The organism is Basfia succiniciproducens (assembly GCF_011455875.1).
GTDB classification, from domain to species: Bacteria; Pseudomonadota; Gammaproteobacteria; order Enterobacterales; family Pasteurellaceae; genus Basfia; species Basfia succiniciproducens.
In genome coordinates this window covers 1098363-1110703 of record NZ_CP015031.1, presented here as the reverse complement: position 1 = coordinate 1110703, position 12341 = coordinate 1098363, and the positions used below count along the sequence as shown (strand labels likewise).

The window sequence follows — 12341 nt, the reverse complement described above, 5'->3', positions numbered from 1 at the left end:
TTTTTAAGTTGCTATTACTCTTTGCTTTAGGACTGGTGATACTTTCTCCCGCACTATCGACACAAATAGGAGTGCCGAGGTTAGATAGTGCGTTGTGTTTTTTGTTCTTTTTCTTAGCGGTAATAACCCCTTTTTTAAGGGATATGGAAACTGATTTTTTTAAATTACAGTTTCCGGTGTACGTGTTGTTTTTCTTCGGCTTTTTATCGGTATTAAATGCGTTTTCTACAGAAAAATTAGTTGATTTATTTTTCTTCGGAATTGTGATGTTTTTATTTCATTATTCTTTTTTGACGTTTAACCGGGGTGATGGAGAAGCAGGGATTAGGCACCTTTTGTTGGGAATATCATTAATTGTGCTGGCGGGCTTTTTTATTGAGGCTTTATTGGGGTTCCAGTTGGTCTCGGGTAATGAAGAATTAACCGTAACTGATAAGGCGTTTAAGGGGTTCTTCTTTAATACCAATGACCAGTCCGTAATTATGATTTCTCTTGCGGTGGTGGTGGGATTTTTTTACATCATCAGAGAAAACAACTGGAAAATTAAGTTAATCGGCTATGCCCTTATTTTTATTATGGGGTTAGCTATTGTGATCAGTGCCTCCCGTTCGGTATTACTGAGCTATTTGATTATGTTGATGCTGATCTTGTTTTTAAACGCATCTACTTATTTTAAGGCGGTATATCTGTTTTTCGCCTGCGTGATCGCATTATTTATATTTAATCTTTCTTGGTTACAGGAAGTGTTTATTCTGCTCGCCAAAATTGATTGGCTGGAGCGTCCGATTGAACGTTTTTCATTGGTAATATTTTCTATGGGCGATGATAAGTCCGTAGGTTACCGGACGGAAATTTATACGACATTTTTAGATAATTTTAAAATTTTATGGTTGGGTTATGGACCGCGGGACTACATTCAGTATTTCGATCAAATAAAGTTAAGTTTCCCTTTGGGTTACACTAATCCGCATAGCTTCTTTATAGAACTTTATTTGGCATTTGGCATTTTTGCATTTTTGGCATTTATATATTTTTTATTAAATTCAATTATCTATGTGATGAATACCCAATTGTTGGCGTGGAAAGAACGTATATTTATTTTATTTATTTTTATTAATTTTTGTTGGATCGTTTGGGTGCCGTCTTCCATATTAAGACTGCCGTTAGTCTGGTATCCGCTTTTCCTGGTTTTAGTTTATACGGTTCTGGTGAAAAACGGCACTTTTGTCAGCCCCAAATTGGTCGGTCGTAGGAGATTTTCATGATAAAACGCCTTTTCGATATTGTTGTCGCATTGATAGCATTGATTTTGTTTTCGCCCTTGTATTTGTTTGTGGCTTATAAGGTAAAACAAAATTTGGGATCACCGGTGTTATTTAAACAAACCCGCCCCGGATTGCATGGTAAACCCTTTGAGATGATTAAGTTCAGAACAATGAAAAACGGCGCAGATGAAAACGGTAATATTTTGCCGGATGCGGAGCGCTTAACACCTTTCGGCAAAATGTTGCGCGCTACCAGTCTGGACGAGTTGCCGGAACTTTGGAATGTATTAAAAGGTGATATGAGTCTGGTGGGGCCGCGTCCTCTACTGATGGAATATTTGCCGCTGTATAACGAAAGACAGGCTAAGCGCCATGAAGTGAAACCCGGAATTACCGGTTATGCACAGGTAAACGGTCGCAATGCCATCAGTTGGGAGCAGAAATTTGAATTGGATGCCTGGTATGTTGAACATCAATCCTTGTGGCTGGATTTGAAAATTATCGCAAAGACCATCCAAAAAGTGATCGCAAAAGACGATATTAATGCGGCAGATGATGCCACCATGCCTAAATTTGAAGGGAATAAAAAATCATGAATATTCTTGTTACATCGGCCGGACAACGTGTTTCTCTCGTTCAGGCGTTTAAAAAGGAATTATTGCAGTTAGTAAGTGACGGAAAAGTGTTAACCGTAGATTTAAATCCCGAGTTGGCGCCGGCTTGTTATGTGGCCGACGGACATTTTCCTGTACCCCGGGTCACTGATGCGGAGTATATTCCGACCTTACTTAAAATCTGTGAAGAAAATAACGTGAAATTGATTATTCCGACTATTGATACGGAATTGCTTATTTTAAGCGAACATCTGCAACGGTTTAAAGAAAAAGGTATTTTTATTTCCGTTAGTGATACAGAGTTTGTCAGAAAATGTCGCGACAAACGATTAACCAATCAACTGTTTATTGAACATAATATTGCGGTACCGAAGCAGTTTGAAAAAGGTCAATTTGAATATCCTGTTTTTGTGAAGCCTTACAACGGTAGTTTAAGTAAAGGAATTTTTGTGGCGGAGAAACCGGAAGATATTTCACCGGAGCAATTGGAAAATCCCGAATTAATGTTTATGCAATATATTTCGCCGGCGGAATACGACGAATATACCGTGGATTGTTATTTTGATAAAAATTCCGAACTGAAAAGTGCGGTACCGAGAAAGAGAATTTTTGTCAGAGCGGGGGAAATTAACAAAGGTGTGACCAGAAAAAATGCCATCGTGGCGCAATTATCGGAAAAATTGTCCCGTTTACCGGGGGCGCGCGGTTGCTTAACAATCCAAGTATTTTATAAGGAATCCACCGCTGAAATTCTTGGTATTGAAATTAACCCTAGGTTCGGCGGCGGTTATCCGTTGAGTTATCTGGCGGGAGCCAATTATCCCCGTTGGTTGATTCAGGAATATTTGTTTAATCAGCCGATTCCGGCGTTCGAAGACTGGGAAGCGGATTTATTAATGTTGCGGTATGACGCGGAAGTACTGGCTCATCATTATGAAAAATAAAGCGTTGGTTTTAGATTTGGATGATACGCTTTATGCGGAAATTGATTTTTTGTATTCCGCCTATAAGCATATTGCGTCTCGTTTGGCACCGGAACGGAGTGAAACGTTATTTAACAGGCTGGTCGAATTGTATCATCGCGGTGAAAACGCTTTTCAGTACTTGGTTGAGCAATATGATGTTGATTTGTCAACTTTACTGGACTGGTACAGGTTTCATGTTCCGCAGATTAGGCTTTTTCCCCATGTGGCGGATCAGCTGAATCGGCTTAAAGAGGATTTCCGGTTTGCTTTAATTACGGACGGGCGCTCCGTGACGCAACGAAATAAAGTGAAAGCATTAGGAATTGAGCCCTTGCTGGATTTTATCGTGATTTCGGAAGAAGTAGGTAGTGAGAAACCTAGTTTAAATAACTACCGACTGGTTCAGGATGCGCTTCACTGCCGGGATTATATTTATATAGGAGACAACCCTAAAAAAGATTTTGTAACGCCGAATAAATTAGGCTGGAAGACTATTTGTTTAAAGGATCGCGGCACCAATATCCACAGACAGGATTTTGAAATTCTTGAAGAATTTCGACCGCACTTTTATATGTCGGATTGGTCGGAATTACCGACGTTTTTAGATTTTTAACTTTATATATTAAGAGGTTTATTATGTTAAATACTGCTTTCGAACCTTGGCCGTCGTTCACGCAGGAAGAGGCCGATGCGGTTTCCCGCGTGATTTTATCAAATCGGGTTAATTATTGGACGGGGACCGAATGCCGCGAATTCGAAAAAGAATTTGCCGCTTATGTGGGGACAAAATATGCCGTTTCATTAACCAACGGCACGGTGGCGCTGGATCTTGCCTTAAACGCATTAAATATCGGTGCCGGTGACGACGTGATTGTAACCTCACGCACCTTTTTGGCATCCGCCAGTTCAATAGTTACCGCCGGTGCTAATCCGGTATTTGCGGATGTGGAATTGGATTCTCAGGTAATTTCCCGTCGAACCATTGAAGCCGTATTAACGCCGAATACCAAAGCGATTATCTGTGTGCATTTAGCCGGTTGGATGTGTGATATGGATCCGATTATGGATTTAGCAAAAGAAAAAGGTATCTATGTGATTGAAGATTGTGCACAAGCGCACGGCGCAATGTATAAAGGTAAATCGGCTGGTTCCATCGGGCATATTGCGGCCTGGTCATTCTGTCAGGATAAGATTATGACGACAGGCGGTGAAGGCGGCATGGTCACTACAAACGATAAAGATTTGTGGAATAAAATGTGGTCCTATAAAGACCATGGCAAAGATTTTGACACAGTATACAACAAACAACATCCGCCGGGTTTCCGCTGGCTGCATAATTCATTCGGCACTAACTGGCGGATGATGGAGGTTCAGGCGGTAATCGGACGAATTCAGTTAACCCGCATGGCGGATTGGACTGCAAAACGTATTAACAATATGGAACGTATTCTGAATGCTTTTGATGGCAGCCCGTATTTTTCTGTGTACAGACCAAATCAGGATTACGTACATGCGGCATATAAATGCTATGTACAGGTTAACCCGCAGGCATTGCCAGAAGGTTGGTCGAGAGACCGTATTATGCAGGTTATTAATGAGCAAGGTGTGCCTTGTTACAGCGGTTCCTGTTCTGAAGTTTACTTGGAAAAAGCTTTTGATAATACGCCTTGGCGTCCGGCAAAACCGTTACAAAATGCAAAATCGCTGGGTGAAACCAGTTTAATGTTTTTAGTTCATCCGACCCTTAGCGAGGACAGCCTGGTTAAAACCTGTGCGGCGATAACTCAGGTTATTCATGCTTTATCGGAAAACAAATAGGATAGTGAATTATTATGAAGTCTTTTATTGCAAGTCTGGTAATTGCATCAAGATGGATAAAACTCTGCGGCCTTATGTTGCTGGATTTCTTTGTTTTTCCGGTCTTGTTATGGATGTGTTATGCCTTGCGGTTATTAGATCTTTCTGCCGAAATAGTGCCAAACTTCTATTTAGGTGAGTTTTGGATTTCATTATTTGCGGTAGCCTGTCTTTTTGTGTGCAGTGTGTACCATTTTGTTATCCGGACATTTAATGAAACGCTGATTGTCAGATTATTAATTGCATCGGTCATGACGGTGATTGGATTATTATTGTTAGGACATTTTACAGATATATTTGTCCCCGCATCAGTTGCCATCATGTTCGGGTTTATGATGTTTTTATGGATTTGGCTCAGCCGTAGTGCGATTCGCTTAACCGTAAGATATATTTTAAATCCTCGGGTGACCAGCAAACGCATTGCTATTTATGGTGCGGGTATCGGCGGGCAACAAGTGGTTCAAACCTTGCTGAGATCTGACGAACATTTACCGTTATTTTTTATTGATGACGATAAAAATCTGAGAAACAGACGGGTCGGCGGCTTAAAAATCTATTCTGCAAAGGCGGCATTAGATGCTCTTGAACGTTATGAAATCGACGAGATTTTAATTGCGTTACCTTCCATTAGCCGAGCCAGAAAAAATGAAATTGTGGAATTTTTGTCTCAATCTCATCGCCGGATTATGGAATTGCCGAGTCTTACTAAACTGGTAGACGGGCAAATCAATATTTCGGATATTAAAGAAGTGGATATTGTGGATTTACTGGGGCGCGAACCTGTAGATCCGGTGCCGGAATTGTTCAGCAAGAATATTCAGGGCAAAGTTGTAATGGTCACTGGCGCGGGCGGTTCCATCGGTTCCGAATTGTGCCGACAAATTATCCGTAACCAGCCTAAAACTCTGTTATTGTTTGAAATTTCGGAATATGCGCTTTATGCCATAGAACAGGATTTGAGAGGTATTATTCGTAAAGAATCTCTGGTCGAAATGGAAATTCTGCCATTGCTTGGTAATGTACAAAACAAGCAGCGTTTGGTTGAAATCATGAAAGCGTTCAATGTTGAGACGTTATATCATGCGGCGGCTTACAAGCATGTACCAATGGTTGAATATAATGTAGTTGAAGGGGTGCAGAATAATATATTCGGTACTTACAATACGGCGAAAGCCGCGATCGAAGCTAATGTGGATTCCTTTGTTTTAATTTCTACCGATAAGGCGGTAAGACCGACCAATGTGATGGGAACCACCAAGCGTATTGCTGAACTTTGTCTGCAAGCGCTTGCCCAAGAACAGGGAAGTGCGCATCATACTTTATTTTCTATGGTGCGTTTTGGTAATGTATTGGGATCGTCGGGTTCGGTTATTCCGTTGTTCAAAAAACAAATTGCGCAGGGCGGACCGATAACCGTAACGGATAAGAGAATTATTCGTTACTTTATGACGATACCCGAAGCGGCTCAGCTGGTGATACAGGCGGGCGCTATGGCTAAAGGCGGTGACGTGTTCATTCTTGATATGGGCGAACCCGTTAAAATCGTTGATTTGGCTAGAAATCTGATCAAACTTTCGGGATTAACCATAAAAGACGGAGACAATCCGAACGGTGATATTGAGATTCGTTTTACCGGCTTAAGACCCGGAGAAAAACTTTATGAAGAGTTATTAATCGGCGATGATAACGTTGAACAGACATACCACGAACGGATTATGACGGCGAAAGAAGATTACTTACCGCCGGATAAACTGAGAGAGTTGATAAGACAACTTGAAGAAGCTTGTGATAATAATGATTGCGAACAGGTTCGCCGTTTATTATTAAATGCACCGACAGGTTATCACCCTGTCAGTGAGCTTGCGGATGTTGTTTGGACTAAACAGCATTCGGATGATTAACTTTTATTACAGATTAAATATGAATAAATTAATTAAATCTTTATTATTAACCGGACTGGGATTGTCTCTATCATCCTGTTCCGTGTTTTTGCCGGATAGTCATAAATCGCCTATCTCGCAGAGACCTGCGCAGGTTGTAGGGAAAAATGTTGATTTAGCCAAGGCTATCGATGCTTATCTCATCACACCTCAATTATTAAAAACCTTAACTCCGGTTAATGCATCGGCACAGTCTAATTTAAGTTTGGATAACGAACTGAAAAATTATCAGTACCGTGTCGGTGTCGGTGACGTTTTGAATGTTACCGTATGGGATCATCCGGAATTAACTACACCGGCAGGTTCTTATCGTTCGTCGGCGGAAGCGGGGAACCAGGTTCATGCGAACGGTACAATGTTCTATCCTTATGCCGGCAATATCAAAGTCGCGGGACTAACCGTAGATCAGATCCGCGGTCGTTTAACTAAAGCGTTATCCAGTTATATTGCGGAGCCGCAGGTTGAAGTAAATGTAGCATCGTTCCAATCACAAAAAGCTTATGTAACGGGTGAGGTAAAATCGCCGGGTCAACAATTTATCACAAATGTGCCTTTGACATTGTTAGATGCAATTAATAAGGCGGGCGGATTAGCGGATAATGCTAACTGGCATAATGTGACGCTGACCAGAAACGGACGGGATGAAGTGATTTCGGTGGAAGCGCTAATCCAACGCGGTGACTTGACTCAAAACCGACTGCTGAAAAGCGGTGATATTGTGCATATACCGCGCAACGATACCATGAAGATTTTTGTGGTGGGCGAAGTGGTCCAATCGCAGCTTCTTACTATCGGGCGTAACGGTATGACCTTAACGGAAGCCTTGAGTGCCAGCGGCGGTATCGACAAATTGTCATCCGATGCGACGGGTATTTTCGTAATTCGCGGTCAACGCGGAAAACAAGAGTTTGTTCAGGATAATAATGGTGAGAAAATTGAAAAAGTCGCCAATATCTATCAGTTAGACGTAACGAATCCGACGGCATATATTTTAGGTACGGAATTCTACTTGCAACCGCATGACGTCGTATATGTTACGACAGCACCGGTTTCCCGCTGGAACCGCGTGATCTCACAAGTGGTACCGACTATCAGCGGATTTAACGATTTAACCGAAGGCGTATTACGAATCAGAACATGGCCTTAATAAAAAAGTAAATATATAAATATTGATGAAGTTTATTTGTCATAAAGGAAAATATCTGAGGTTCTCCTCCTGGGAGAACCTTCATTGAAAACTATTTATCCGATGAAGGTTTTTCTTCAGGTATTGCAAATTTTAAGTGCTAAAAGCTGAACTGAGGGTTTTATTATAATGAGTAAAAAACAAAATGATGTCATCGACCTGACGAAACTGTTAGGTTTATTTTGGGATCAGAAACGAATCATTCTTCTTTCTACTTTACTGTGTGCGGGGCTGGGACTGGTTTATTCATTGTTGGCACCTTCAATTTATATGGCGACATCGTCCGTTCAGGTAGAAGAAAAATACACAGGTGGTGCTTTACAAGGACTCTCCAGTATTTTCGAACAGGAATCTACCGCGGGTACCGAGATCGCTGTGATTAAATCCAGAGCGATTGTGTCAAAAGCCGTAGAGGATTTGAATCTGACAACGGAAGTTTCACCGGTTTATCCTATTCCTTTTTTCAGTAAGGCGGTGGAAAAACTGATGGGCGACAAACCGGAAATTACGGTTGCCCGCTTTGTGCCAAAACGGGAAGATGCACAAGAGTACACTTTAGTTATCGGTTCCAATGAAAATGAATATTCCGTTTTGGATGAGCAGAAACAGCTCGTGTTAAACGGCGTAGTCGGCGAAAAATATGATAACCAGGATATTGAAATCCTTGTTAGCCAACTGAAAGGCTCATCCGAAAAACGTTTCAGTCTGAAAAAAATGGAAAAATCCGATGTACTTGAATTGGTGGAGGCTTTGCAAAAAGCCGTTACAGCGGATGAGAAAGGCAAACAAACCGGTGTTATTGAATTAACTTTCAAAGGCGAAGATCCTGAATATATTCAAAAGGTTTTGCACAGTATCACGCAAAGTTATTTAGAACACAGTACGGCGCGTAACTCGGCGGAAGCAAGTAATAGTTTGTCTTTCTTACAAAAACGCCTGCCGGAAGTGCGTGACAGATTAACCAAATCCGAGAATGAGTTAAACGAATACCGCCAAAAGAAAGCGTCCGTTGATTTAGAGCTGGAAGCTAAATCCGTATTGGATACGTTGGTGCAATTAGATTCAAATTTAAACGCATTAACCATCAGAGAAAGCGAAATATCCCAGCGTTTCACCAAACGTCACCCTAATTATGTGGCCTTATTGGAACAACGTCAGGTGTTGCTGGATGAGAAAGCGCGTTTAACCAAACAACTTGAATCTTTACCTGAAACGCAAAAAGATACGGTTCGTTTGACCCGTAATTTTGAGGTTGACCAACAAATCTACACGCAATTATCCAACAAAATTCAGGAACTGGATGTGGTCAAGGCGGGTGCGGTCGGAAACGTGCGTATTTTGGATGAAGCGCAAACCTTGCCTAAACCGGTGGCTCCGCGTAAGCTGATTATTCTGGTGCTGACGGCAATTGTCGGTTTTCTTCTGGGAAGCGGCGGTGTAATTTTGAAATCGATCTTGCAAAACGGAATTCTCACCGTATCCGAAGTTTCGGAAACCGGATTAGTGACTTATGCAAGCGTACCGTTTTCCAAGAAACAATCGGCTTTATCCCGCAGCAAAGGCGGAAACCGGATAGGCGAGGGGTTATTGTCGGATCGCTATGCCGATGATTTCTCACTGGAAAGCCTGAGAAGTTTGAGAACCGGGCTAAACTTTATGTTAGCCGAATCTAATAAACGGATCGTGCTGCTTTCCGGCGTTTCAACCGGCGTCGGCAGACATTTCATCACAGCCAATCTTGCCGATTTACTGGCTAAAGCGGATAAAAAAGTATTATTAATTGATGCTGATCTGCGCAATAGCCATTTACACCATATACTGGGAGTAGAAAATAATATGGGTTTATCCGAGCTGCTGGCACAAAATATACCTTTTGAGCAAGGTGTACGGCATTTGGATAGCCGTTTTGATTTGATTACTTGCGGAAGCCGATCCGATGCGCCTTCGGAATTATTATCCGTATCGCGTTGTAAACAGTTACTGGACTGGGCGGCACAACATTACGATACGGTACTTGTTACGGCGCCGCCGATTCTCAGTGTTACGGATGCCGCGATTGTGGGGCAGCATGCGGACATTACCTTGTTAATCGGACGTTTCGAGCAAACGTCGGTGAGTGAAATCGAAGCCAGCCGGGAACGTTTCGATAATGCCGGTGTGGAGATTAAAGGGTTTGTGTTAAACGGTGTCAAACCTCGAGCCGTAAACAAGGGCGATTATTTCCAGAACGAATACGCTTAATTTTGAATGCCGTTTGAATTTTTTCAAACGGCATTTTTATCACATGATAAGTGAGAATTTAACCTGTTTGCTGAGCGCTTAGAAAATTTTGAATTTTCGACCGCACTTTTTAACAGTTTTATTAGGATTATTCATTATAGTTTTTATTCCGTTTACATACCGTTAAATCAGTACATCCGGATTTTCGCTTTAAACTCAGACAAATAAATGCGGGACTATTTAAGGCAAAAAGAAAAAAGGAAAATTTTATGCAAAAATTAGTAAAATGGGTTGTAGCATTGAGCATAATGTCGGCGACGTTTACCCTGTCGGCAAAAGATTTTGCTATTTATGACATGATGGATTACGTGGGCAAACCGCAGGATCTGACAGCGGATAAAATTTCGCGAGCCATGTTGATTTATGAATCCGAATTGGTGAAGCCTGATCCGACCGGCAAACGAAAACACGGCGTATTAAATCTGGAAAAAGTTATAGAATTGGCCCGTCGTTCACATCGGGAAGGATATACCGTCATTTCTACGGATATTGAATCCTGGTTTGGTAATAAAGGCGGCCAATTATTGTCGCCGGAAGAATTAAAGCGTGATTTTGAGCTGATGTTCAATATTTTTAAAAATGAGAATCCTAACGCCATTATCAGCAATTACGGTTTGCCGACGGAAACTTTGAGCGTTATCCGATTCTATCGCGGCGATGTGCCTTATCAGGTTTCCCTTGATAAATGGAAGGAGTTCAATAAACGTCGTAACAAATCCGGCGCGATTGCGGATTATGCCAATCCCGTACTGTATATTGTGAATCCGGACATAGCGACTTGGGAAAAAGACGTTATCCACACCGTACAGGAAATTAAAAAACGCTATCCGAATAAAAAAATTATCGGTTATATTTGGCCGCAATATTATTCGGCTAAAAAAAGCGGATATTTCAAGCAATTTATCGATCCGAAAACCTGGCGTGAAATGTTGGAAATTACCTATAAATATACGGACGGTGTGATGATTTGGTCGGATAAACGGGATGAAAACGATAAGATCGTACGCTGGGAAGACCCACGCGTGCAGGCGATAATGGCGGAAACCAAAGCCTTTATCCGGGCTCATGATAAAGATATTAAAGTCGAAGGCAAAAAGAAAAAATAATGTCTGCCGGCAAGTATAAAACAGTCGTTTTTTATTGTCTTACAATAACAGAAACGACTGTTTTTTTATGCAACACGATAAAAATACACAAAATTCGACCGCACTTTTATCTGCTGTGAATTTACTGAAAAAATGCGGACAAAAATCAATATGCAAACGTTTGCATATTGAGCTATAATTTGCGAAACAACATTTTCCACTTATTAAAAGGGCAAACACAATGGCAGAATTAAGTCTAAAAAAAATCTATTCGGGTAAAGTGCGTGATCTTTACGAAATTGACGATAAACGTATGCTCATGGTAGCAAGTGACCGCTTATCGGCATTTGATGTGATTTTAGAGGACCCGATTCCTCGCAAAGGAGAAATTTTAACCCAAATTTCAAATTTCTGGTTCAAAAAATTAGCGCATATTATGCCTAACCATTTTACCGGCGATACGGTGTATGATGTATTACCAAGAGAAGAGGCGGATTTAGTTAAAAACCGGGCGGTAGTGGTAAAACGTCTGAAACCAATCAAGATCGAATCTATTGTGCGCGGTTATCTCACGGGTTCAGGCTTAAAAGATTACAAGCAAACCGGCACTATCTGCGGTTTGCAATTACCTCAAGGTTTAGTGGAGGCCAGTAAATTACCGGAACCTATTTTTACGCCGTCAAGCAAAGAAGAAGTAGGTGACCACGATATTAATATCAGTTATGCGGAATGTGAACGTCAAATCGGCAAAGAACTGGCGGCACAAGTGCGTGATGCCGCCATTGCCCTTTACAAGGAAGCAGCGGCTTATGCTTTGACCAAAGGCATTATTATTTGCGATACAAAATTTGAATTCGGCTTGGATGAAAACGGCACTTTAACCTTAATGGACGAAGTATTAACGCCGGACTCCAGCCGTTTCTGGTCGGTGGATACCTATCGGGAAGGTACAAATCCGCCGTCGTTTGATAAGCAGTTTGTGCGCGATTGGTTGGAACAAAACGGTTGGAACAAACAACCGCCAGCCCCGAAAGTGCCCGCTGATGTGATCCAAAAAACTGTTGATAAATATCAAGAAGCATTGGATTTATTAACTAAATAATGAGAAGTGCGGTCAAAATTGGTATAAAATTGACCGCAATTTTATTA

At 41.5% G+C, this 12341-nt stretch carries 10 protein-coding genes; all 10 read left to right on the top strand.

The window, feature by feature from the left end:
• The first annotated feature begins 338 nt into the window (after positions 1 to 338).
• The gene (locus A4G13_RS04935) at positions 339 to 1265 is read left to right on the top strand and encodes an O-antigen ligase family protein (RefSeq protein ID WP_243739747.1); all 927 of its coding nucleotides are present in this window, start codon (positions 339 to 341) and stop codon (positions 1263 to 1265) included.
• Positions 1262 to 1861 (top strand): sugar transferase, encoded by a 600-nt coding sequence (locus A4G13_RS04930; RefSeq protein ID WP_090654904.1) that lies wholly within the window; start codon positions 1262 to 1264, stop codon positions 1859 to 1861. Before A4G13_RS04935 ends, A4G13_RS04930 begins: the two co-directional genes overlap by 4 nt.
• Positions 1858 to 2823 (top strand): ATP-grasp domain-containing protein, encoded by a 966-nt coding sequence (locus A4G13_RS04925; protein ID WP_090654907.1) that lies wholly within the window; start codon positions 1858 to 1860, stop codon positions 2821 to 2823. The genes A4G13_RS04930 and A4G13_RS04925 overlap by 4 nt, the downstream gene beginning before the upstream one ends.
• Entirely contained in the window at positions 2813 to 3457 is a 645-nt protein-coding gene (locus tag A4G13_RS04920; RefSeq protein ID WP_041639849.1) for an HAD family hydrolase, read from the top strand. Before A4G13_RS04925 ends, A4G13_RS04920 begins: the two co-directional genes overlap by 11 nt.
• A 23-nt stretch (positions 3458 to 3480) precedes the next feature.
• Entirely contained in the window at positions 3481 to 4662 is a 1182-nt protein-coding gene (locus A4G13_RS04915; RefSeq protein ID WP_090654910.1) for a DegT/DnrJ/EryC1/StrS family aminotransferase, read from the top strand.
• A gap of 14 nt (positions 4663 to 4676) precedes the next feature.
• Positions 4677 to 6602 carry a polysaccharide biosynthesis protein gene (locus tag A4G13_RS04910; RefSeq protein WP_011200661.1) on the top strand — a complete coding sequence of 642 codons (1926 nt, stop codon included), beginning with the start codon at positions 4677 to 4679 and terminating at the stop codon, positions 6600 to 6602.
• Between the two features lie 19 nt (positions 6603 to 6621).
• On the top strand, positions 6622 to 7788 hold the full coding sequence (locus A4G13_RS04905) for a polysaccharide export protein (RefSeq protein ID WP_090655044.1): 1167 nt from the start codon (positions 6622 to 6624) through the stop codon (positions 7786 to 7788).
• A gap of 168 nt (positions 7789 to 7956) precedes the next feature.
• On the top strand, positions 7957 to 10068 hold the full coding sequence (locus A4G13_RS04900) for a polysaccharide biosynthesis tyrosine autokinase (protein ID WP_090654912.1): 2112 nt from the start codon (positions 7957 to 7959) through the stop codon (positions 10066 to 10068).
• Between the two features lie 248 nt (positions 10069 to 10316).
• A complete protein-coding gene (locus tag A4G13_RS04895) occupies positions 10317 to 11213 on the top strand; it encodes a hypothetical protein (protein WP_090654914.1) in 897 nt (298 codons plus the stop codon).
• 220 nt (positions 11214 to 11433) lie between these two features.
• Positions 11434 to 12294, top strand: a complete 861-nt coding sequence (locus A4G13_RS04890; RefSeq protein WP_090654917.1) for a phosphoribosylaminoimidazolesuccinocarboxamide synthase — start codon at positions 11434 to 11436, stop codon at positions 12292 to 12294.
• Positions 12295 to 12341 lie beyond the last annotated feature (47 nt).